General features: G+C 72.6%; 17 protein-coding genes and 1 pseudogene. 14 read left to right on the top strand and 4 right to left on the bottom strand.

Going from position 1 to position 23,464, the window contains the following annotated elements; translation table 11 throughout:
* The first annotated feature begins 2 nt into the window (after nt 1–2).
* The gene (locus A6P39_RS08320) at nt 3–1,316 is read left to right on the top strand and encodes an FAD-dependent oxidoreductase (RefSeq protein ID WP_067054012.1); all 1,314 of its coding nucleotides are present in this window, start codon (nt 3–5) and stop codon (nt 1,314–1,316) included.
* A gap of 36 nt (nt 1,317–1,352) precedes the next feature.
* Here A6P39_RS08320 and A6P39_RS08315 read toward each other — a convergent pair whose 3' ends face one another.
* Both A6P39_RS08315 and A6P39_RS08310 read right to left on the bottom strand, forming a co-directional pair.
* Nucleotides 1,353–2,117, bottom strand: a complete 765-nt coding sequence (locus tag A6P39_RS08315; RefSeq protein WP_067053686.1) for a crotonase/enoyl-CoA hydratase family protein — start codon at nt 2,115–2,117, stop codon at nt 1,353–1,355.
* A 47-nt stretch (nt 2,118–2,164) separates the two neighbouring features.
* Nucleotides 2,165–3,148 carry a lysylphosphatidylglycerol synthase transmembrane domain-containing protein gene (locus A6P39_RS08310; RefSeq protein ID WP_234379177.1) on the bottom strand — a complete coding sequence of 328 codons (984 nt, stop codon included), beginning with the start codon at nt 3,146–3,148 and terminating at the stop codon, nt 2,165–2,167.
* Between the two features lie 165 nt (nt 3,149–3,313).
* Here A6P39_RS08310 and A6P39_RS08305 point away from each other — a divergent pair, with 165 nt between their 5' ends.
* From A6P39_RS08305 to A6P39_RS08270, 9 genes and pseudogenes are all read left to right on the top strand, one after another.
* Nucleotides 3,314–5,191 (top strand): ABC transporter ATP-binding protein, encoded by a 1,878-nt coding sequence (locus tag A6P39_RS08305; RefSeq protein WP_067053682.1) that lies wholly within the window; start codon nt 3,314–3,316, stop codon nt 5,189–5,191.
* A 415-nt stretch (nt 5,192–5,606) separates the two neighbouring features.
* Complete coding sequence (locus A6P39_RS08300) at nt 5,607–8,003, top strand: glycoside hydrolase family 65 protein (RefSeq protein ID WP_275883833.1); 2,397 nt, start codon at nt 5,607–5,609, stop codon at nt 8,001–8,003.
* Nucleotides 8,004–8,137: 134 nt separating this feature from the next.
* Nucleotides 8,138–8,941: a LytR/AlgR family response regulator transcription factor gene (locus A6P39_RS08295; protein ID WP_067044839.1), complete on the top strand. Its 804-nt coding sequence runs from the start codon at nt 8,138–8,140 to the stop codon at nt 8,939–8,941.
* A gap of 234 nt (nt 8,942–9,175) precedes the next feature.
* On the top strand, nt 9,176–9,421 hold the full coding sequence (locus A6P39_RS08290) for a hypothetical protein (RefSeq protein WP_067044836.1): 246 nt from the start codon (nt 9,176–9,178) through the stop codon (nt 9,419–9,421).
* Between the two features lie 31 nt (nt 9,422–9,452).
* A complete protein-coding gene (locus A6P39_RS45455; RefSeq protein ID WP_159396013.1) occupies nt 9,453–9,617 on the top strand; it encodes a hypothetical protein in 165 nt (54 codons plus the stop codon).
* Nucleotides 9,536–9,880: pseudogene (locus tag A6P39_RS08285) on the top strand (cation acetate symporter); the annotation flags it as partial. The gene A6P39_RS45455 and the pseudogene A6P39_RS08285, both read left to right, overlap by 82 nt.
* A 63-nt stretch (nt 9,881–9,943) precedes the next feature.
* Nucleotides 9,944–11,134: a sensor histidine kinase gene (locus tag A6P39_RS08280; RefSeq protein WP_275883832.1), complete on the top strand. Its 1,191-nt coding sequence runs from the start codon at nt 9,944–9,946 to the stop codon at nt 11,132–11,134.
* Between the two features lie 84 nt (nt 11,135–11,218).
* Nucleotides 11,219–12,478: an FGGY-family carbohydrate kinase gene (locus tag A6P39_RS08275; protein WP_234378804.1), complete on the top strand. Its 1,260-nt coding sequence runs from the start codon at nt 11,219–11,221 to the stop codon at nt 12,476–12,478.
* Nucleotides 12,479–12,736: 258 nt separating this feature from the next.
* Nucleotides 12,737–14,377: a fucose isomerase gene (locus A6P39_RS08270; RefSeq protein ID WP_067043032.1), complete on the top strand. Its 1,641-nt coding sequence runs from the start codon at nt 12,737–12,739 to the stop codon at nt 14,375–14,377.
* 670 nt (nt 14,378–15,047) lie between these two features.
* Here the strand turns inward: A6P39_RS08270 and A6P39_RS08260 are convergent.
* The gene (locus tag A6P39_RS08260) at nt 15,048–16,160 is read right to left on the bottom strand and encodes a YeiH family protein (RefSeq protein ID WP_067043143.1); all 1,113 of its coding nucleotides are present in this window, start codon (nt 16,158–16,160) and stop codon (nt 15,048–15,050) included.
* Between the two features lie 71 nt (nt 16,161–16,231).
* Here A6P39_RS08260 and A6P39_RS08255 point away from each other — a divergent pair, with 71 nt between their 5' ends.
* The 4 genes from A6P39_RS08255 to A6P39_RS08240 all read left to right on the top strand — a co-directional run bounded on the left by A6P39_RS08255 (nt 16,232) and on the right by A6P39_RS08240 (nt 20,237).
* The gene (locus A6P39_RS08255) at nt 16,232–17,227 is read left to right on the top strand and encodes a LysR substrate-binding domain-containing protein (protein ID WP_107304291.1); all 996 of its coding nucleotides are present in this window, start codon (nt 16,232–16,234) and stop codon (nt 17,225–17,227) included.
* A 97-nt stretch (nt 17,228–17,324) separates the two neighbouring features.
* Complete coding sequence (locus A6P39_RS08250) at nt 17,325–17,858, top strand: hypothetical protein (RefSeq protein ID WP_067043037.1); 534 nt, start codon at nt 17,325–17,327, stop codon at nt 17,856–17,858.
* A 10-nt stretch (nt 17,859–17,868) separates the two neighbouring features.
* Nucleotides 17,869–18,882: a hypothetical protein gene (locus tag A6P39_RS08245; RefSeq protein ID WP_079133255.1), complete on the top strand. Its 1,014-nt coding sequence runs from the start codon at nt 17,869–17,871 to the stop codon at nt 18,880–18,882.
* 20 nt (nt 18,883–18,902) lie between these two features.
* Nucleotides 18,903–20,237 carry a Dyp-type peroxidase gene (locus A6P39_RS08240; RefSeq protein ID WP_079133256.1) on the top strand — a complete coding sequence of 445 codons (1,335 nt, stop codon included), beginning with the start codon at nt 18,903–18,905 and terminating at the stop codon, nt 20,235–20,237.
* 254 nt (nt 20,238–20,491) lie between these two features.
* Here the strand turns inward: A6P39_RS08240 and katG are convergent, their stop codons facing one another.
* A complete protein-coding gene (gene katG / locus A6P39_RS08235) occupies nt 20,492–22,684 on the bottom strand; it encodes a catalase/peroxidase HPI (protein ID WP_067043039.1) in 2,193 nt (730 codons plus the stop codon).
* Nucleotides 22,685–23,464: the final 780 nt, after the last annotated feature.

Genomic DNA, 23,464 nt, shown 5'->3' with positions numbered 1-23,464 from the left:
TCCTGGTCGTCGGCGCGGGGCCCGCGGGCCTGACCGCCGCCGCCCGTCTGGCCGCAGCCGGAGCCGGCCGGGTCGAGGTGCTCGAGCGTGAGCCAGACGCCGGGGGAGTACCCCGGCACTGCGCCCACGGCGGCTTCGGCACCCTTACGCAGCCGATGACCGGTCCCGGGTACGCCCGTCGGCTGGCGGCGGCGGCCGAGCGGGCGGGCGCCGTGATCCGGACCGGGGTGACCGTCCTGGACTGGGGGGTGGCCCCGGGTGCGGCCGTGGCGGGGGTGCCCCGGGCGGACCCGGCCGGAGCCGGCCAGGCCATGCCGGCGTTCGTGGCCGGTGGCGGGATGGGGCAAGGGGCGGTGTGCGCGGGGCCGGTGCTGCATGCCGTCGGACCCGGTGGGCCCGAGACCGTCGAGGCGCGGGCCGTCGTCCTTGCCACGGGTGCCCGGGAACGCCCGCGCACGGCCCGGCTGGTGCCCGGCACCCGGCCCGCCGGTGTCTACACCACCGGTGAACTCCAGCAGGCCGTCCACCTGTTCGGGCAGTACGTCGGCACCCGCGCGGTCGTCGTCGGCGCCGAGCCGGTCTCCTGCGCGGCGGCCGAGACCGTGCGCGCGGCCGGCGCCGGGGTCGTCGCCCTGGTCACGGAACAGCCCCGTGCCCAAGTGCCGTTCCAGCAGGCCCAGTCGGCTCGCCTGTGGCACCGCACCCCGCTGCTCACGGACACCACGGTCGCCGAACTCCTCGGCCACGGACGCCTGTCCGGCGTCCGCGTCCGCCACCGCGACGGCCGTACGGCCGTACTGTCCTGCGACACCGTCGTGTTCACCGGCGACTTCATCCCGGACCACGAACTCGCCCGTCGCGGTGCCCTCGCCCTGGACCCCGGCACCCGCGGCCCCGCCGTCGACGGCTCCCTGCACACCTCGCGCCCCGGTGTCTTCGCCGCCGGGAACGTCCTGCACGCCGTCGAACCCGCGGGCGCCGCGGCCCGTGAGGGCGCCCGGGCGGCCCGGGCCGTCCTCGGCTTCCTGGCCGGTGCCGCCTGGCCCGGACCCGGGATCCCGCTCACCGTCGAGGCGCCGCTGCGCTGGATCGCCCCGAACCGCATCGCGCCGGCGGACCGCCCCGAGCGCTACGTCCTGCGCACCGCCGCCCCGCTGGGCCGGCCCGTGCTGCACGTCCGCCAGGACGGCCGCCTGCTGCACCGCGAGCGGCCCGCTCCCGGCACCGCCCTGCTCCACCGCGCCCTGACCCTCACCGCCCGCTGGCACGACCGCGTGGACCCCGGGGGCGGCGAGGTGCGGGTGAGTGTCCGCTGACCGGCCCGCGCGCGCACCGGGGCCGCGCGCCGCCCGTCAGATCTCGCTGAACGAGCCGTGCCGTCCGGCACCCGAGGCGAACCGGGCGGCGCCCTCGGTGCTCTGCGCCAGCACGCCCATCCCGTGGCGGAGTTCGGTGCGCAGTGCCGCCTCCTCGTCCAGTCCCTCCTGGTCGAGGACCGACGCGCGGTCGCTGCGCAGACAGGCCTGGGGAAAGCGGGCGATGCCGGCCGCGAGCGCCTCGGCCTCGGCGCGGGCGGACCCCGTGGGCACCAGGCGGTTGGCGAGCCCGGTCTCGTAGGCCTCCCGGGCCGGGACCGGGCGGCCGGTCAGAATCATGTCCATGGCCCGGCTGGTGCCGATCAGCCGGGGCAGACGCAGGGTGCCGCCGTCGATCAGGGGAACGCCCCAGCGGCGGCAGAACACGCCGAAGACGGCGTCCTCCTCGGCGACCCGCAGATCGCACCACAGGGCGAGTTCGAGGCCGCCCGCGACCGCGTGCCCGGCCACCGCCGCGATCACCGGCTTCGACAGCCGCATCCGGGTCGGGCCCATCGGGCCGTCACCGTCCTCGGCCACGCGGTTGCCCCGCTCGGTACCGATCGCCTTCAGGTCCGCGCCCGCGCAGAACGTGCCGCCCTCGCCCCACAGGACCGCAACCCGGGCACCCTCGTCGGCCTCGAACTCCCTGAAGGCGCGGGCGAGTTCCACGGCCGTGGGACCGTCGACCGCGTTGCGGGCCCCGGGCCGGGACAGGACGACCGTGGTGACGTACTCCTTGCGCTCCACGCGGACCGGCACTTCGGACCCTCCTCAGGGGCGACGGCGCTGCGAAGGGCCACTCTGCCTCAGATGACCTTGAGGCGCACCAGCGCCCCCAGCGTGAGCGCGCCCGGCACCAGCGGCACCCACACGGTGATGATGCGGTAGGCGAGCACCACCGCCGTGGCGGGCGCCACCGGGCCGCCCGCCGCCACCAGCGCCACGATCAGCGCCGCCTCGACGGAGCCGAGTCCGCCCGGGGTGGGCACCAGCGCCACTGCCACCGTCGCGGCCAGGTACGCCAGCGCCATGTGCGCGGGCGGCACCGGCAGTTCCAGCGCCTGTCCCACCGCCACCAGGCCGGCGGCCTGCAGCGCCGGGAAGGCGAGCGAGCCGCCCCACAGCGCGAGCGCCCGGGCCGGACGCGTGTGCACCGAGCGGGCCTCGCCCAGAGCGGTGCGGACGAAGCGGAGCACGGGCGCGCGCAGGCGTCGTACGAGGGCCAGCGCGAGAACCGTCACCGCCAGCAGCGCGCCCGCGATCGCCGGCAGCGGGCCGGCGGCCCCGGCGGGGACCAGCGTGCCGAGCCGCAGCGCGTCGGGGAAGAGCAGCAGCAGCGCGGTCAGCAGGCTCAGCCGGCCGACGGACTCGGCGAGCAGATACAGCGCGAGCGCGGCCGAGGAGCGGGCGAGCGGCACCCCGCACACGGTCATGAACCGCAGATTGACCGCGCCCGCGCCGAGCCCCGTCGGCAGCAGGTGGTTCGCCGAGGCCGCCGCGAACTGCGTCGCCAGCAGCCGCCACCGGGGCAGCGGCTGGATCACGGCGCCCTGCCGGGTGAAGGCCGCGGCCACCCAGGTCAGGCAGGTGGCGCCGGCCGCCGCCAGCAGCCAGGGCCAGGAGGCGGTCCGCAGCCGGCCGAAGCCCTCGAGGAGCACGGACCGGTCGCGCACCGCGACGACCGCGACGAGCAGGAGCGGCAGCAGACACAGCAGCTGCCGCACGGGGATGCGCCGGGCGAGCCGGCGAAGGCGTCCATGGCCCGGGCCGGGCAGGAGTGCTGCTGTCACACCTCGAGAGGTTTTCCGCGCCGGCTCAACGGCGGGTGGCGGCTGCGGGGACGGCGGCTTACGGACTGGCGGCTTGCAGGCTGTGGTCATCGGGGCCTTCGAGGGTGAAATGCGGCGGACCTTGACCTCAACGAAGCTTGAGGTTCTACGTTCTTGCGCATGAGCATGGAGACCACCGCATGGACGCAGCTGCACAGCGTGATGAACGCGCAGGCCGACCGCCGTCCCTTCGCCCGCGCCACGCTGCGCCGTATCGCCGCCTTCGCCCGCCCGCACCGCGCGGGCATCGTCCGGTTCGTACTGTTCGGGGTGGTGACCGCCCTGCTCGCCGTCGCGACCCCCGTGCTCGCCGGCCGCGTCGTCGACGCGATCGTGGCGGGGCACGACTCCGGCAGGGTCGTCCGGCTCTCGCTGCTGATCGCGCTCGTCGCCCTCGCCGAGGCGGGGCTCGGCATCCTCGGGCGGCGGCTGTCGTCGACGCTCGGGGAGGGACTCATCCTCGACCTCAGAACGGCTGTGTTCGATCATGTGCAGCGCATGCCCGTCGCGTTCTTCACACGGACTCGTACGGGCGCGCTGGTCAGCCGTCTCAACAATGACGTCATCGGCGCCCAGCGCGCCTTCGCCAACACTCTCTCCGGTGTGGTGAGCAACCTGGTCACCCTGGTGCTCACGCTCGCGGTGATGCTGACCCTGTCCTGGCAGATCACCCTGCTCGCGCTGGTGCTGCTGCCGGTGTTCGTGCTGCCGGCCCGCCGCATGGGCAGCCGGATGGCCCGCATGCAGCGGGAGGCGGCGGCGCTGAACGCGGCCATGGGCACCCGGATGACCGAGCGGTTCTCCGCGCCCGGCGCCACCCTGGTCAAGCTGTTCGGCCGCCCCGAGGAGGAGTCGGCGGAGTTCGCGGCCCGCGCCGCCCGGGTGCGCGACATCGGGGTGCGCACGGCCACCGCGCAGTCGGTGTTCATCACCTCCCTCACCCTCGTCTCCGCGCTGGCGCTGGCCCTCGTCTACGGCCTCGGCGGCTGGTTCGCGCTGCGCGGCACCCTCCAGGCGGGCGCGGTCGTCTCCCTCTCGCTGCTGCTGACCCGGCTCTACGCCCCGCTCACCGCGCTCGCCGGCGCCCGGGTCGAGGTGATGAGCGCCCTCGTCAGCTTCGAGCGGGTCTTCGAGGTGCTGGACCTCGAGCCGCTCATCGAGGAGCGGCCGGACGCCGTCGAGGTCCCCGAGGGCCCCGTCGCCGTGGAGTTCGATGACGTCCGCTTCGCCTACCCGTCCGCCGACCAGGTCTCCCTCGCCTCCCTGGAGGAGGTCGCCGCCCTCGACACCCGCGGCGGCTCCGAGGTGCTGCACGGTGTCTCCTTCCGTGCCGAAGCCGGGCAGACGGTCGCCCTCGTCGGCTCCTCCGGCGCCGGAAAGTCCACCATCGCCCAGCTGCTGCCACGGCTGTACGACGTCGACGCGGGCGCCGTCCGCATCGGCGGCACCGACGTGCGCGACCTGACCGCCGCCTCCCTGCGGGCCACCCTCGGCATGGTCACCCAGGACGGCCACCTCTTCCACGACACCGTGCGCGCCAACCTGCTGCTGGCCCGCCCGCAGGCCACCGACGAGGAGCTGTGGGACGCCCTCGGCCGCGCCCGCCTGGCCGATGTCGTACGGTCCCTGCCGGACGGCCTGGACACGGTCGTCGGCGAGCGCGGCTACCGGCTCTCCGGCGGTGAGCGCCAGCGGATGACCATCGCCCGGCTGCTGCTGGCCCGCCAGCGCGTGGTGATCCTCGACGAGGCCACCGCCCACCTGGACAACACCTCCGAGGCCGCCGTGCAGGAGGCGCTCACCGAGGCCCTGGAGGGGCGCACCGCCGTGGTCATCGCCCACCGGCTGTCCACGGTCCGGGCCGCCGACCAGATCCTGGTCGTGGAGTCGGGCCGGATCGTGGAACGCGGCACGCACACCTCGCTGCTGGCGGCCGGCGGCAGGTACGCCGAGCTGCACCGGACGCAGTTCGCCCAGCGGGACGACGAGGTCGCGACGGCCTGAGACCCAGGGGGTGGGCCGGCCGGAGGTTGCCGCCCACCCCCTTGACGGCAGTGGTCCGGACCTTGCCGTCGCGCCCTACCTGTACGGCTGGGGCAGCCCGCCCGACCCCACCGCCATCACCCAGGCCACCGGCGTGAAGTGGTTCACCCTCGCCTTCGTGCACCCGCGTCCCCGCCGGGTACACCGGCTGACGCCCGGCCGTGCGCCGGCGGGCCGGCCGGACGTGGCGGACCTGGCCGGCCGTCCCCGACGCCGTCCCCCGTCCAGCCCAGTCAGTCCCACACCGCCGGGCCCCGCCCCTGCACAATCTCCTCATGGAGCCGCATACCGGCAGGGCCCGACGGGTGGGGGGCCGGGCCGTCGTGTCCCCGCCCGGCCGGGGCGGCCCGACGGCCCGGCCCGTTCGCATGTTCGAATGCGGGGCCCGGTCCGAGGGGTGGCGGTGACGGGACCGGCCTGGGAGTACGACGGCTACCGGCCGGAGGAGGAGCGGCTGCGGGAGTCCCTGTGCACGCTGGGCAACGGATACTTCGCCACCCGCGGCGCCCTGCCCGAGTGCACCGCGGACGACGTCCACTACCCGGGCACCTACGCGGCCGGCTGCTACAACCGGCTCACCTCCGAGGTCGCCGGACGCCGGATCGAGAACGAGGACATGGTCAACCTGCCCAACTGGCTGCCGCTGCGCTTCAGGCCCGCGGGCGGGGACTGGCTCACCCCGGACACCGCCCCCGTCACCGAGCACCACCAGGTCCTCCACCTCGAGCCGGGCCTGCTGGAGCGCCGCACCGGCTACGGCCTGCCCGGCGGCGGCACGCTGCACGTACGCCAGCTGCGCCTGCTCCACCTGGCCGACCCCCATCTCGCCGCCCTGCGCACCGAGTTCACCGTCGAGGGACCCCGCATGGACCTGGAGGCCGAGGCCGCGCTCGACGGCAGGGTCACCAACTGCGGTGTGGCCCGCTACCGGGACCTGGACGGCCGGCACCTCACCCACTTCCACGCGGGCACCGCCGTACCCGGCACGGCGTGGCTGCAGTGCCGTACCCGCACCTCCGACATCCGCTTCGGACTGGCCCACCGGCTGACCGCCGACTCACCCGTCACCCACGCGAACGAGGCCCACCGCGCCGTGCAGCAGCTGCGGCTCACGCTGCTGCCCGGGCGTACCGTCACCGTCGACAAGACCGTCGCCCTGCACACCTCCCGCGACCCCGCCATCGGCGACCCCCTGCACGCGGCCGTCGAGCGCGCCTGTGCCGCCCCCGGCTTCGACGAACTGCTCGAGACGCACGCGAGGGCCTGGGAGCAGCTGTGGCGGCGCACCGCACTCGAGGTCCCCGGCGAGGCGGGCAGCATCCTGCGCCTGCACCTCTTCCATGTGCTGCAGACCCTCTCCCCGCACACCGCCGACCTCGACGTCGGCGTCCCCGCGCGCGGACTGCACGGCGAGGCCTACCGCGGCCACGTCTTCTGGGACGAACTCTTCGTCCTGCCCTACCTCAACCTCCACCTGCCCGAGGTCTCCCGCGCCCTGCTCCACTACCGGCACCGGCGCCTTGACGCCGCCCGTCACGCGGCACAGGAACTCGGCCGGCGCGGCGCGCTCTACCCGTGGCAGAGCGGCAGCGACGGCCGCGAGGAGGCCCCGCGGCTGCACCTCAACCCCCGCTCCGGCCGCTGGCTGCCGGACCACTCCCATCTGCAGCACCACGTCGGCTCGGCGGTGGCCTACAACATCTGGCAGTACCACGAGGCCACCGGCGACACCGACTTCCTGCACGGCGAGGGCGCCGAGATGCTGCTGCACATCGCCCGCTTCTGGGCGGACTCGGCCACCTACGACGCCGGCCTCGGCCGGCACCGCATCCGGGGCGTGGTCGGCCCCGACGAGTACCACGACGCCTACCCCGGCGCGGCCGCACCCGGCCTGGACGACAACGCGTACACCAACGTCACCGCCGCCTGGGTGCTCGCCCGCGCCCTCGAGCTGCTGAACGCCCTGCCCGAGCCGCGCCGCCGCGAACTCACCGAGAGCGCCGGCCTGGCCCAGGACGAGACCGCCCGCTGGGAGGAGGTCTCCCGCACCCTCCACGTCCCCTTCCACGACGGGGTGATCAGCCAGTTCGAGGGCTACGGCGACCTTGCCGAGCTGGACTGGGACGACTACCGCAAGCGGTACGACGACATCCGGCGCCTGGACCGGATCCTGGAGGCGGAGGGCGACACCGTCAACCGGTACAAGGCGTCCAAGCAGGCCGACGTCCTGATGCTCGGCTACCTCTTCTCGCCCCCCGAACTCCGCGCGCTCTTCGGCCGGCTGGGCTACCGGATCGACGAGCACACCTGGACCGCCACGGTGGACCACTACCTGCACCGCACCAGCCACGGCTCCACGCTCAGCGGCCTGGTCCACGGCTGGATCCTGGCCCGCGCCCGCCGGGAGGACGCCTGGGCCTTCGTCCAGGAGGCGCTGCGCGGGGACATCGCCGACCTCCAGGGCGGCACCACCGGCGAGGGCATCCACCTCGGTGCGATGGCCGGCACCCTCGACCTCGTCCAGCGCGGACTGACCGGCCTGGAGACCCGGGGCGGCGTCCTCAGCTTCGACCCGGTCCCGCTGCCCGAACTCTCCTCCTACGGCTTCCCGTTCCGCTACCACGGCCACTGGGGCGCGCATCTGCGCCTGCGCAGCGGCCTGCTGGAGGTCGCCGTACCGGCCTCCGACCGTTCCCCCATCGGTATCCGCCTGCGGGACCAGGTCATCCCGGTGGTGCCCGGCGAGACGGCCCGTCTGGTGCTGCCGGAGTGAGCGCACCGGTCCTCGCCGCGCGAGAGCCGCCGCACACCCCGCCCGCGATCTCGACGGCGGCGGCCCGGAGGACCACCATGCACCGATAGGTAGTTGATGCATCAATCGGTGGCCGGAGGAGAGGAGCCGCGAAGATGAGCGCGACCGACGCCCCCTTGCGGGTGCTGGCGGTGGACGACGAGGAACCCGCGCTCGAGGAGCTGCTGTACCTGCTCGGACGGGACCCGCGCGTCGGCACCGTGATCCCCGCGCCCACGGCCACCGAGGCGCTGCGCCGCCTCGGGCGGGCCATGGAGGCCGGGCCGGACGGCGCCCCGGCCGTCGACGTGGTCTTCCTCGACATCCACATGCCGGGACTCGACGGTCTCGAACTGGCCCGCCTGCTCGGCGGCTTCGCCGCACCGCCGCTGATCGTCTTCGTCACCGCCCACGACGGCTTCGCGGTGCGCGCCTTCGACCTCAAGGCCGTCGACTACCTCCTCAAACCCCTGCGCGAGGAGCGCTTCGCCGAGGCCGTACGCCGGGTCGCCGAACTGGTCGCGGCCGGAGCGGGACCCCGCCCCGCCGGCCCCCCGGTGACCGCCCCCGCCCCCGGCGACCACGTCCCCGTGGAACTGGGCGGCGTGACCCGCTTCGTGCCCGTCGCCGACATCACCTACGTCGAGGCACAGGGCGACTACGCCCGCCTGCACACCCGGCACGGCAGCCACCTGGTGCGCATCCCGCTGTCCACGCTGGAGGAACAGTGGCGCGCCCGCGGCTTCGTCCGCATCCACCGCAGCCGGCTCGTCGCCCTCGGCCGCATCGAGGAACTCCGCCTGGACGGCGGCAACGTGACCGTCCGGATCGGCGACCGGACCCTCGCCGTGAGCCGGCGCAACGCCCGGGAACTGCGCGACCTGCTGGCCCGGCACGCGGCGGGAGCGGTCCGCGGGTGACCGAGGTGACGGACATGTGGCGATTCTGCTCCGGCGGCTGCCGCCGCGGTCCGACGCTGCGTACACTCGCCGCACACCAGGTGATCACCGTGGCCTCGGGGAGCGCGTCATGGGAGCCGAATCCGTCCCTCGCAGAGAGGTGGTCACCGCGGGCCCGCCCGCCGACGACCGCCCGGCGCCGTCCCCGATCCCCGCCCGGACGCACCCGAAACCGACGCCATGGTGAGTGAGTTGATGGACCGTCAGATCCGTGCCGCGCTCACCGCGACGGCCCTCCTCGCGGTCCCGATCGGCCTGCTCCCCGTCGTGCTGCGGCTGCTGCCGTCCGCCACCGCCCAGCCCCACGTCCCCCTCGCCGTCTGGCTCCTGCTCGGCGTGGCGCCGTACCCCGCGCTGCTCGCCATCGGCGCCTGGTACGTCCGCCGCGCCGAGCGCAACGAGGCCGGACCGCCGGGCCCGGCCCCCGCGGAGCGCCCCTGACCATGCGCCGTTCCCCCGCCGGGGCCGCCCGGTGAACCAGACGTACGGCATGGCGGGCGTGACGGCCGTGGTCCTCGCCACGGTCCTCGTCGGCGCGCTCGGCCTGCGCATCCCGATGCGGTCGGACTGGCCTTCGCCGTCGCGGCCTCGTCCTTCTGCCCGCTGCTCGTCCTCGGCATCTGGTGGCGCGGCCTGACCCCGCCGGGCGCCGTCGCCGGGCTGCTCCTCGGCGGCGGCTCGGCGCTGGCCGCGGTGGCGGCCACCATCGCGGGCGGCGCCGACTCCGGCTGGCCGCACACCCTGCTGGCCTGGCCCGCGGTGTGGTCCGTCCCGGCCGGCTTCGCGGCGATGATCCTGACCTCCCTGGCCACCCGCGACCGCGTCCCGCCCGGCACCGCGGGCACGATGGCCCGCCTCCACCTGCCCGAGGGCACCCGGCCGGGCCCGGCCACCCCCTGACCGAGGAGCCACCACCGTGTCCACCACCGGCCTCACCGCGCACCACGACACCCGGGCCCGCCCATGAGCGTCCTCGGCGGCGCCGCCCTCGTCCTCGCCGGGTTCGCGCTGTTCGTGCTCGGCGCCGCCCTCGGGCACCATGCGGCGCGCCGGCAGCACGAGCACGCGGTCGACGCCGACGGGGCCCGGACCCTCGTCCACACCCTGCACACCGTCGCGCTCGCCGCGGCACCGCTGCGCGCCGGGCTCACCCCGGACACGGCCCGCAGGGTGGTGCGGCGGCTGCGCCCCCTGCTCGGCGCGCCCGCCCTCGCCCTCACCGACGCCGCCGTCGTCCTCGCCTGGGACGGTGCCGCCGACCACCACCGTGAGCAACTCGCGGCCCGGCTCACCGGCTTGCCCCGGACCGGGACCTTCCCGCTGTCCTGCGACGACGAGGGCTGCCCCGTGCGCTGGGGCGCCCTGGCCCCGCTCACTGCCGACGGGCGGCCCGCCGGCGTCCTCGCCGTGTTCGCCACAACGGAGTCCACCGCCCACACACGGGCCGTCGAGGCGGCGGCCCGCAGACTCTCGCTGGACCTCGACCTCGCCGGCCTCGACCGGGTCCGGGCCGGCGCCCACGAGGCCGAGGTCCGCGCCCTGCGCGCCCAGATCTCCCCGCACTTCATCTACAACTCGCTCGCGAGCATCGCCTCGTTCGTGCGCACGGACCCCGAGCGCGCCCGTGAACTCCTCCAGGAGTTCGCCGACTTCACCCGCTACTCCTTCCGCCGCGACGGCGACTTCACCACCCTCGCCGAGGAGTTGCGCTCCATCGAGCAGTACCTGGAACTCGCCCGCGCCCGCTTCGGCCGCCGCCTGAAGGTCACCCTGCGCATCGCCCCCGAGGTGCTGCCCGTCACGCTGCCGTTCCTCTGTCTGCAACCCCTGGTCGAGAACGCCCTCAAGCACGGCCTGGAGGAGTCGGTGGAGCGCAGCGTCGTCACGATCACCGCCGAGGACGAGGGCACCGAGGCCCGGGTCGTCGTCGAGGACAACGGCGTCGGCATGGAACCGGAACGCCTGCGCGCGATCCTGCGCGGCACGGCCGGACCGGCCACCGGCATCGGCCTGCGCAACGTGGACCGCCGGCTGCGCCAGGTCTACGGCGACGACCACGGCCTCGTCATCGAGACGGGCGTCGGCGCGGGCACGAAGATCACGCTCCACGTCCCCAAGTTCCGTCCCGGCATCCAGGCCCCGCCGCCCCCGTGACCCGCCTGCGCCCACGGTGGCCGCGGCGCCGCCCGGCACGGCCGCGGACTCGCCCGGGAGCTGACCGCCGCGGACGACACCACCGTGACCGCCGTCGGGGTGAGCGGTATGGGCCCCTGCGTCCTGCTCACCGACGAGCACGACACCCCGCTGCGTCCCGCCGTCCTCTACGGCGTGGACACCCGCTCGGTCCGCCAGATCGAGCGCATCGAGGCCCGGCTCGGTGCCGAGGAGATCATGCGCCGCGGCGGCTCCGCCCTGACCACCCAGGCCGCCGGGCCGAAGATCGCCTGGATCGCGGACGAGGAACCCGGCCTCTACGCCCGCGCCCGCCGCCTCTACATGCCCAGCTCCTGGCTGGTCAGGAAGCTCACCGGGGCCTACGTCCTGGACCACCACTCGGCCAGCCAGTGCACCCCGCTGTACGACACGCTCGCGGGCGAGTGGTACGCCCCCTGGGCCGCCGAGGTCGCCCCCGGCATCGACCTGCCACCGCTGCGCTGGTCCGGCGAGGCGGCGGGCACCCTCACCGCCGAGGCCGCCCGGGAGACCGGCCTGCCCGCCGGCATCCCCGGCACCATCGACGCCTGGGCCGAGGCGCTGAGCGTGGGTGCCCAGCACACCGGTGACCTGATGCTCATGTATGGCACGACCATGTTTCTCATCCACACCGTGCCCAAGCCCCTGACCAGCCCGTCCCTGTGGGGCACGGTCGGCGCGCTGCCCGGGACCCGCAATCTGGCGGGCGGCATGGCCACCTCCGGAGCGGTCACCACCTGGCTGCGCGACCTGTTCGCGGGCACCGACCACGCCGAACTCACCCGGCTGGCCGGCGAGTCGGCCCCCGGCGCGAACGGCCTGCTGATGCTCCCGTACTTCTCCGGCGAGCGCACCCCGATCATGGATCCGGACGCCCGCGGGGTGATCGCCGGCCTGACTCTCTCCCACACCCGCGGCGATCTCTACCGGGCCGCACTCGAAGCCACCGGTTTCGGCATCCGGCACAACGTCGAGGTCATCGAGGCGGCCGGCGGCGACATCCGCCGCGTGGTCGCCGTCGGCGGCGGCACCCAGGGCTCCCTGTGGACCCAGATCGTCTCCGACATCACCGGCCGCCCGCAGGAACTGCGCACCATCACCATCGGCGCCGCCTACGGCGGGGCGCTGCTCGCCGCCCAGCTCGTCGGCGACGCCTGCGTCGACGACTGGAACCCGGTGCGCGAAACGGTGATGCCCCGCCCCGAAAACGCCGCTCGCTACGACGAGTTGTACACCCTCTACCGGCGGCTGTACCCGCAGACGACGCAGACCGTCCACGCCCTGGCGGCACTCCAGGAGCGCTGACCTCAGCCTGCCGCGCACCTGCGAGGGCGTCTCCCGGCTGCCCGCCGGCAGCCGCCCCGTGCCCGCCGGTTGCCTCCGGCCGGTTTGTGTCCGCCGCCCCGTGCCTGCCGGTTGAGTCCGGCCGGCTCCTGTCCGCCACCGCCTGCCTGCCAACTGCGTCCCGCCGACCTCGCCGCCGCAGACGGCCCCCACCACCAGACCGACCGCGCGACCCGCAGATCGCATGCCGGGACCGCACGCACAACCACCGGAGACCGCATGACCGCGTACACCCTGCCGGAGCCGCACCAGCGACCCGCCGCCGAACCGAACACCGTCTACACGGTGGCCAGCGGCGACCTGCGCCCCGCAGCCAATGTCACCTGCTGGCCCACTCAGGAGAAGCTGGAGAACGACCTCACCGCGGCCCTCACCGAACTCGGCCGGCAGATCCGCCGCGGCCACGCCGTCGACGAGACCAAGGGACACGGCTTCATCGACAGCCAGCGTGCCGGGATCGAGGTGTTCAAAAACCTGCCCAGCGACGCCCCGCTGATCGTCGTCGAGGGCGTCTGGCAGTACAGCCACCACGTCCTGGCCGGCCTGCGCAGCCACCGGGGCCCGATCCTCGTCGTCGCCAACTGGAGCGGTGAATTCCCGGGCCTGGTCGGTCTGTTGAACCTCGCCGGCAGCCTCACCAAGGCGGGGCGCGACTACTCCGTCCTGTGGAGCCCCGACTTCACCGACGACTGGGCCCGCGAAGGCCTGCGCACCTGGCTGGAGACGGGCACCCTCACCCACGACACCAGCCACGTCAGGCCCCTGCCCCCGCTGCCGAAGGACCCCGAGACCGAACTGGGCGTCGCCCTCGCCCGGCAGCTGCGCGAGGAGAAGGCCGTCATCGGCGTCTTCGACGAGGGCTGCATGGGCATGTACAACGCCATCATCGACGACGAGTTCCTCAACCCGCTCGGCATCTACAAGGAGCGGCTGTCGCAGAGCGCCCTCGTCGCCGAGATGCAGAAGGTCTCCGACGAAGAGGCCCGGGCCGTGCGCGCCTGGCTCGACCATGCCGGCCTGACCTTCCACACCGGCACCGACGAGGCCACCGAACTCACCGACGCGCAACTGCTCAGCCAGTTCAAGATGTACATAGCCGCCCTGCGCATCGCCGACGACTTCGGGCTCGACGCGGTCGGCATCCAGTACCAGCAGGGCCTCAAGGACACCGTCCCGGCCAGCGACCTCGCCGAGGGCCTGCTCAACAACGTCCAGCGCCCGCCGGTACGCAGCCGCGACGGCGCCCGCGAACTCTACCCGGGCGCCGCGCTGCCGCACTTCAACGAGGTGGACGAGGGCGTGGCCGTCGACTCCCTGATCACCAACCGGATCTGGACGGCGATGGGCCTCGACCCGGCCACCACGCTGCACGACATCCGCTGGGGCGAGGAGTACGAGGGCCGGTTCGTCTGGGTCTTCGAGATCTCCGGCTCGGTGCCCGCCTCCCACAACGGCGGCTACCACAAGTCGTACAGCATGCGTCAGCCCCCGATGTACTTCCCGCTCGGCGGCGGCACCCTCAGCGGTGTCTCCAAGCCGGGCGAGATCGTCTGGTCGCGCGTGTTCCTGATGGACGGCCGGCTGCATGCCGACCTCGGCCGCGCCACCTCGATCGAACTGCCCGAGGCGGAGACCCGGCGCAGGCTCGACGCCACCACCCCGCAGTGGCCGATCATGCACGCCGTCCTGCACGGCGTCACCCGCGACCAGTTCATGGCCCGCCACCGCGCCAACCACCTGAACGTGGCCTACGCCCCCGACGCGGAGACCGCCGACAAGGCGCTGCGCGCGAAGGCCGCACTCTTCGCCGAACTGGGCGTCGAGGTGCACCTGTGCGGAGACGTGGCATGGTCTGCGTGAACGGCGACCTGTACCTCGCCGTCCAGGACCTCAGGCAGGGCACCCTGGACAGCGCGCCCAGCGCGACGATCGTGAAGTCGGCGGACAAGGGCGCCACTTGGACGTCCGACAGGACCGCACCGATGTTCTCGGACCAGAAGTTCACGACGATCATGTTCCTGGACTACGGCAAGGACAACGCGAACAGCCCCGACGGATACGTCTACGCCTACGGCCTGGACTACAACTGGCGCGACACCTACAGCCCCGCCCCGGACCCGGCCGACCTCTACCTGGCACGCGTACCCGCCACGTCCGTCCAGGACCGCAGCGCCTGGCAGTTCTACGCCGGTGACGGCAACGGCACACCCGTATGGACCTCCGACATCGACCAGAGGGTCTCCGTGCTCCACGACGACCACCGCGTCTACCAGAACGTGGGAACCGCCGGCCGGCCCAGCGACCTGAGCGTGATCAGCCAGGGCGGAGTCGTCTACGACAAGCCGTTGAACCGCTACATCTACACGTCCTGGACGGAGTACACCTACGAGTTCTACGAGGCGCCCACCCCGTGGGGCCCGCTTCGACGCCACGACCGGCGACGGCGTACGCGTCATCGGCGGCAGCGGCGGAACACAGACCTTCACCTCGATCGCCGAACTGGAGACCTACTACCGCTGAACCGCAGCGGTCACAGGTGCCCGGTCAGGAACTGGAGGGCCAGGCTCGTCGCGGACACCACCAGCCACAGGCAGCCACCGAGCAGCAGGGGCGCGGGACCGGTCCGGCGCAGCCTGGCAGGTTCGGTGGACAGGCCGATCGCGGACAGGGCGACGGTGATCAGGAAGACGGCGAGTGTGCTGAGCGGGCCGTGGGCGGCGGACGGGACGAGGCCGGCCGTGTTCACGGCCGCCAGCGCGAGGAAGCCGACGAGGAACCACGGCACCAGCCGGCCGACGTGCACCGGGCCGGGCCGGCCGCCCGGTGCACCGGTGTGGTCCGGCACGTCCGCGGTCCGCGCGCGGCGGCGGGCGAGGGCGGCGAGTCCCAGGCAGACGGGGATGATCAGCAGCGTGCGGGCCAGCTTGACCACCACCGCGTAGTCGGCCGCCGGGCCGCCGTACGTGGTGGCGGCGGCGACCACCGACGACATGTCGTTGACCGCGGTGCCGGCGAACAGGCCGAAGGCGTGCTGGCCCATGCCCAGCAGATGTCCGAGTGCGGGGAAGGTCAGCACCGCGGCGACATTGAAGACGAAGATCGTGGAGACGGCGTAGGCCACCTCCGCCTCGGCCGCGCCGATGACCGGTGTGACCGCGGCGATCGCGGAGGCGCCGCAGATGCCGGTGCCCACACCGATCAGGGTGCGCAGGTCGCGGACGACACCCAGCCGGCGTCCGATCCCGTACGCCGCCGCCAGGCAGACCGCGAGGGTCGCGGTCATCACCGGCAGCGAGCCGGCACCGACCCGCAGCACCTGGCCCAGGGACAACTGCGCGCCGAGGACGACCACCGCCGCCTGGAGCACCGCGCGCCCGGCGAAGGTGATGCCGGGCCGCATCCGGTCCCCGGGCCGTACCACGATCGCCACCAGCACCCCGAGCACGATCGCGCTCACCGGGCCGCCGACGACGGGGACCAGCCGCCCCAGTGCGGTCGCGACGAGGGCGACACCGACGGCCAGGGACAGTCCGGGCAGCCGGGCGGCAGAGCCACGGAGCCGGGCGGCGAGGGCGGTGCCGCGGGCGAGGGCGGGGCCGGGTGGGCGGGTGGTCCCTGACCGGGAGAGGCTGGCGTCCTTCATGATCACCACTGTGGTCGGCGCCCTGCCGGCCCTGTAGCCCCTGATCGGACAGGAGGTCATAGCCCAAACGTATGGCTGACTCATACGCTGGGGCTGTGACAGAGCCCTCCGTGCCCGATCCCCGTACCGTCTGCCTCCCCTCGCGCACGCCCGACCTGGAGTCGCTGCGGCTTCTCGTCCTCGTGGCCGACCTGGGGAGCCTGGGCCGGGCTGCCGAGCGGCTGCGGATCTCCCAGCCGTCCGCCAGCCGCCGGCTGTCCACGCTGGAGCGCGGGCTGGGACTGGTGCTGGTCGACCGGACCCGTCGCGGGTCCCGGCTGACGCTGGCCGGGCAGACCGTAACCGCACACGCCCGGCGGGTCCTGGACGAGCTGGACGAGCTGCTCGCCTCAGCGGACAAGCTGCGCGACCGGCGGGAGGCCGAACTGCGCGTCGCGGCGAGCCTGACCATCGCGGAGTACCTGCTGCCGGCCTGGATCAGCGAGCTGCGCGCTCGCCGACCGGAGCTGTACATCGGGCTGCAGGTGACCAACAGTGAGCATGTGCCCGAGCTGGTGGAGTCGGGCGAGGCCGACATCGGGTTCATCGAAGGGCCGCGCCTGTCCCGCGTGATGTCCACGCGGCAGGTGGCCGAGGACCGGCTCGTCGTCGTGGCCGACCCCGCTCACCCGTGGGCGCGGCGACGCGAGCCGCTGTCGGCGCAGGAGCTGTCGCGGGCGCCGCTGGTGCTGCGGGAGAGCGGTTCCGGAACGCGGCAGACCCTGGACCGGGCCCTGCACCTGGCCGGCTGTGAACGCGTCCGGCCCCTGGTGGAACTCGGCTCGACGGCCGCCGTGCGCGGCGCGGTGATCGCCGGCACCGGACCGTCCGTCCTGAGCGAGCTGGCGGTCCGCGGGGACATCGCGGAAGGCCGGCTGATCGGTGTCCCCGTCACGGGCGTCGACCTCACCCGCGACCTGCGCGCGGTCTGGCCGACCGGGCGGCGCCTCGTGGGCCCGGCGGCGGAACTGGTCACGGTGGCCCGCCGGGCGGTCGCCGGCGCACGGCCGGCCCGCGCGCAGGCCTGACGGAACCCCCGGCGTTGTCGGTCCGGCTGCGCTGCGCGGGCGGAACCGGTGAGCCGGTGGGACGATGACCGTGTCCCGGACGGCGGGAGGAGCGGGTATGGAAATCAAGCCGCAGATGGTCGCCATCCCCAAGGACACCGACCATCTTGAGCAGGGGAAGTACGGCCCCGTCTTTCCGAGGACCCCGGCCTGCTACGGGTTCACGGTCATTGCCCGGATCAAACCGGGCCGGGCCGACGCGGTGCGTGCCCACGGCCGGACGCTGGTCGAGGCGTTGGAGGCAGATCCGTACCTGCTGGCTCCGCTGAAGCTGCACTACCTTCGCTGGGTTCTCTTCGACGACGACACGCGCTTCATGTACCAGGGCATCTTCGACACCGACTTCGACAAGTACACCGAGGACGCGGTCGCGCTCTTCACGAAGGCCGGCGTGAGCACCGTCTTCGAGAACCTCGAAGGGTTTCCCGAGGACTGGCGGACCAATCCCGAGGCGTTCGTCCGGTACGTGCGCGAGCACCACTGTCCGAGCTTCATCGAGTACGGGGAGTACCCGTACGTGACGGCCGACGAGGTCAAGAAGGCCCTGCGGATCAAGGGCGCCCTGTCGGAGATGCTCGACCAGTTGCAGTGAGGGGCGCGACATGAGCGAGGTCAGGACCGCGCGCACCTACAACCAGCGGCACATCCCCCGTGCGTACACCCCCGGCGGGAAACGGGTGAGCATCTACGTCTCGTGGAGCTATCCGGCCGAGGCGGGCAGGCACGCGACGGAGCTGGACGACCGCTTCTCGACGATGACCGAGGTCAGGCGGGTGGCGTGGCCTGCCTACGAGGACCCGAAATGGTCCGACCCCTATCGGTTCCAGCAGGGCATCGCCGGGTCGCTGGAGCTGTTCTTCTGGGCCTGGGTGCCGTTCCAGGACTTCGTCGAGGAGACCACGGGGCATCCGGTTCCGGTGTACCAGCGCATCGACCAGGCCGGCTTCCCCACCCTGCTGGACGAGCGGGTCCTGGCGGACACCGATGTCCTGTTCGTCTTCGGGCTGGACCACATGATCACCGAGCAGGACGCCCGGCAGGACGAGATCGAGGCGCTCCGGGCCTTCCTCGCCCGCGAGAACGTCCGCCTGGTGCTCGGCCCCCACCACGACGTCGGTGCGTCGGAGGATCTCGCCGAACGGGAGATGGAGTACCTCCACCACGGCGACCTGCTGGTGCCTCGCCGGCAGCGGTTCGCCACCTACGTCAGGGACCTGATGAAGGGTTTGGGTGTGCCGGTGGTGAACCGTTACGGACTGCGTCCCGCGACCGGCGAGGACGGCAGGATCGCCCCGCTGTCCACGGTTCGCGATCTGGACGCCCGAGGGTGGCTGGACGGGGTGACGAACTTCAACTTCCACATGCATCTGCCGCACTACGAGGTGACGGCCGGCGAAGCGGACGGCATCCATGTGCTGGCGAGGCAGCCGATCGACATGTCCAGGCCGCATCCGTTCACCGAGGCCGGCAACACCGAGTTCAACATGTTCCTGTGGATGCCGCCGGGCGGGGACCGGGCGGGCGATGTGCTGCTGGCGGACTCGACGATCTTCAGTTCCCTGTTCGGGGGTGACGAGAGCCTGCGCAGCTTCTGGCGGAACCTCGTCTCGAAGTAGGGCCCGCAAGGAGGTCACCCGTGAACGAGCCCCTGGAGGCCGAGCTGGAACTGGAAGACATCCAGCGCGGCCTCCTCAGCCCTCGGCCGACCCCGTACGCGGCCGCCTACCTGGCCTTCCGGATCGACGACCGGGAACAGGGGCGGGAGCTGATGCGGCGCGTCAGCGCGGCGGTGACCTCCGCCGCCGACCCTGCCGGTGCTCTCGGGGACACCTGGGTCAGCGCCGCCCTGACCTGTCACGGTCTCAAGGCCCTCGGCGTCCCGGCCGCATCGCTGGACACGTTCGCCTGGGAGTTCCGGCAGGGCATGGCCGCCCGTGCCCGAGCACTCGGCGATGTCGGTGACAGTGCCCCGGAGCACTGGGAAACACCGCTCGGCACCCCCGGCGTCCACGTGGTGCTCACCGCCGTAGCCCCCGACTCCCCGCGCCTGCAGGCGGCCATCGACCGTGCTCGCCCGGTGTACGACCGCCTCCCCGGCGTGACGGCGGTCTGGCGGCAGGACTGTTACGCGCTGCCCACCGAGAGGGAGCATTTCGGCTATCGCGACGGTGTCAGTCACCCCGCGGTCGAGGGAAGCGGAATCGCCGGGTCGAACCCGCTCGAAGTGCCTCTGAAAGCGGGGGAGTTCGTGCTCGGGTACCCCGACGAACTGGGAGGCATCCAGACCCCGCAGCCCACCGAGCTGGGGCGCAACGGCAGTTACGCCGTCTTCCGCAAACTCCACCAGGACGTCGCCCGGTTCCGCCGCTACCTGAAGGACAACTCCGCCGGGCCCGAAGACCAGGAACTCGTCGCGGCGAAGATCATGGGGCGCTGGCGCAGCGGGGCTCCCCTCGCACTCGCCCCCCACCAGGACGATCCGGCCCTCGGGGCCGACCCGCACCGGCGCAACACCTTCCTGTACCAGCGGGACGACCCGATCGGCTTCAGCACTCCCGGCGGCTGCCACATCCGCCGGGCCAACCCCCGCGACGCCGCCGTGGCGGGGGAGGTGCGCCTGCACCGCATGATCAGACGCGGCGCCGTCTACGGTCCGCCCCTGCCGGACGGGGCGCTGGAGGACGACGGCGTGGACCGCGGCCTGATGTTCGCGTTCATCGGCGCACACCTGGGGCGGCAGTTCGAGTTCGTCCAGTCCGAGTGGCTGAACGACAGCGTCTTCTTCGGCGGAGGTGACGGCAAGGACCCCGTCACCGGCTCCCAGGACGGCTCGACCGGTTTCACCGTTCCCCGGCGGCCGGTGCGACGACGCCTTGCCCCACTGCCCCGGTTCGTCGTCACCAGGGGCGGTGAGTACTGCTTCCTGCCCAGCCTGAGCGCCCTGCGCGCGCTCGGCGGTCTTCGGGACTGACAAGCGGCGACACGGGACCGCGTTGAACGGGGATGCCACGAAGCCCACCGCGCCCATCCGCACATGGGCCGTCGCGGTCGGCTGCAGCCTCGGCGCGTTGCTCATGAGTGCCACGGTGGAACCCACCGTGGTCCCGGTGGCCGGGTGACGACTCGGCGTCGACCCGGCCCGCCCCGGGCAGGCAATGACGGCGGCAGAGTGCCACACCGCGGCACGTCCCGGGCGGCCGACGACGGCGGACCGGGACGTCGGGCTCAGGCGAGGTCGAACCGGTCGAGATTCATCACCTTGTTCCACGCCGCCACGAAGTCACGTACGAACTTCTCTCCCGCGTCCTGGGACGCGTAGACCTCCGAGACGGCCCGGAGCTGGGAGTGCGCACCGAAGATCAGGTCGACGGCGGTGGCGGTCCACTTGACCTCGCCGGTGGCGCGATCCCGGCCTTCGAACACGTTCTCGTCCGTGGCCGACACCTTCCACTCCGTGCCCATGTCGAGCAGGTTGACGAAGAAGTCGTTGGTCAGGATTCCCGGCCGGTGGGTGAAGACACCGTGGCCGGATCCCTTGAAGCCGGTGTTCAGGGCCCGCATGCCGCCGATCAGCACCGTCATCTCGGGGACGGTCAGCGTCAGCAGGTTGGCGCGGTCCAGCATGAGGGTCTCCGGCGACAGCTTCTCGCCCGCCGGAAGGTAGTTGCGGAAGGCATCCGCCTTGGGCTCCAGCACGGCGAACGACGCCGCGTCGGTCTGCTCCTGCGAGGCGTCCGTTCGCCCCGGTGCGAACGGAACCGTGACGTCGTACCCGGCGTCCCTCGCGGCCTGCTCGACGGCCGCGCACCCGCCGAGGACGATGAGGTCGGCGAGGGAGACCCGCGTTCCGCCGGCCTGGGAGCGGTTGAAGTCCTCCTGGATCCCCTCGAGCGTGCGCAGTACCTCGGTCACCTCGGGGAGGTCGTTGAGTTCCCAGTCCTTCTGCGGCGCGAGCCGGATCCGTGCCCCGTTCGCCCCGCCGCGCTTGTCGGTGCCGCGGAAGCTCGCCGCCGACGCCCAGGCGGTGGTGACCAGTTGGGGGACGGAAAGGCCCGAGGCGAGGATCCTGCCCTTGAGGGCAGCGACGTCCTCGTCCCCGACCAGTTCGTGATCGACGTCGGGAACGGGGTCCTGCCACAGCTGCGGCTCGGGAATCCACGGGCCGAGGTAGCGCGAGAGGGGTCCCATGTCGCGGTGCAGCAGTTTGTACCACGCCTTGGCGAACGCCACCGCGAGTTCGTCCGGGTTCTCGTGGAACCTCTTCGTGATCGGGCCGTAGACCGGGTCCACCTTCAGCGCGAGATCCGTCGTCAGCATCATGGGAGCGTGCCGCTTCGACGGATCATGGGCGTCGCGTACGGTGTTCCTGGCCGCGGGATCCGAGGGAGTCCACTGGTGGGCACCGGCGGGGCTGCTAGTCAGCTCCCACTCGTACCCGTAAAGATTGTCCAGGTACCCGTTGTCCCACTTGGTCGGCTCGGTGGTCCATGCGCCCTCCAGGCCACTGGTGAGCGCGTGGGGGCCCGTGCCGCTGCCGTAGGTGTTCCGCCAGCCGAGGCCCTGCTGCTCGATGGCGGCGGCCTCCGGTTCCGGGCCGATATAACTGGCGTCGACCGCGCCATGACACTTGCCGAAGGTGTGGCCGCCGACGATGAGCGCGACCGTCTCCTCGTCATTCATCGCCATGCGCCCGAACGTCTCCCGGATGTCCCCGGCGGCCGCCAGCGGGTCCGGGTTTCCGTTGGGCCCCTCGGGATTGACGTAGATCAGTCCCATCTGCACGGCGGCGAAAGGACCGGTGAGTTCCCTGTCGCCGCTGTAGCGCTCATCTCCGAGCCATGTGTCCTCGGGACCCCAGAAGATCTCCTCGGGTTCCCAGATGTCCTCTCGTCCGAAACCGAACCCGAACGTCTTGAACCCCATGGATTCCATGGCGCAGTTTCCGGCGAATACCAGAAGATCGGCCCAGGAGATTTTTTGGCCGTACTTCTGTTTGACCGGCCACAGCAGACGGCGCGCCTTGTCCAGGCTCGCGTTGTCCGGCCAGCTGTTGAGGGGGGCGAAGCGCTGTGCGCCCCTGCCGGCACCGCCGCGGCCGTCCGCGATGCGGTACGTTCCCGCGGCATGCCAGCTCATCCGGATGAAGAGCGGCCCGTAGTGACCGTAGTCGGCAGGCCACCAGTCCTGGGATGCCGTCATCACCTCGAAGACGTCACGCTTCAGCGCGTCGACGTCGAGGGTCGCGAACTCCTTCGCGTAGTCGAAGTCCTCGTCCATCGGGTGGGACCGGGGCGAGTGCTGCTGGAGAACCTGAAGGTCCAGTTGATTCGGCCACCAGTCCCGGTTCGTCCTGGGCCGCCGAGTTGGCGTGGGCGTCGGTGACGGGATTACTGGATTCTCGCTTTCACTGCCGGACATGCCCGACCTCTTCCTGTCTCGGTGTCCTTCTGCCGGCCGCCGCTCTTGACGTCGTCGGCTTTGCTGGTGCCGAGTACGTCGGCCCACGCAATCAGCGCGCATGGCGCCCACCGGCTGGGAAATGTGTGTGCCGCGTCCGTATGGTCGCGCACCGCCGGCCACACCTCCGTGAAACACGCGGAGCACCCCGCATGACAGACGTGGGAGAAGGGGCGGCCTTTCTGCTCCTGTGCCGATTTCCGGCGCAGGGACACGATCTGCAGGTTCTCCGCCAAGCCGCTTCGCTTCAGCTCATCGACAGCGTGCCCGTGTACGGTGAAGACCGCCCTTGACCTGCAAGAAGCAGGCAGGGAGCAGACAAACCGGGAGCTTCTTCGTGCTTCGTACCATGTTCAAGTCCAAGATCTAGCGTTTGGGTGTTTCAGCAGGTGGGGCCCTGATCGCGGCGTCCGAGTCAGCAAAAGGTCAGCATTGGACCGGGCGGTGTCCCGCGTTGCTGACTTGCGGCTACCAGGGGCCTGCTGTGCCGCCCGGCGCCCGCTCGGAAGGCTAGATGCGTGGCTCGAAAACTTGCCCGTGGGATGGGGTCGTTCTTCAAGGAATGCGGTTGTTCGAGACCGTCCCGTTGCCCGCACTCGTACACGATCCGGTTCCGGGAGGCTCTCGGCAGGCAGCGTGAGGAGGCCGGCTACAGCACGCAAGACGACGCGATCGAGCGCCTCACGCAGATCTACGCGGAGAAAAGGAAGACGGCGCCATCAGTAGCCGAGGTCCGCCGCG

Origin of the sequence: Streptomyces sp. FXJ1.172 (assembly GCF_001636945.3) — a bacterium.
In the GTDB taxonomy this organism is placed as follows: Bacteria; Actinomycetota; Actinomycetes; order Streptomycetales; family Streptomycetaceae; genus Streptomyces.
Note: the sequence above shows the minus strand (reverse complement) of the source record. Positions and strands in the feature narration are given on the sequence as shown.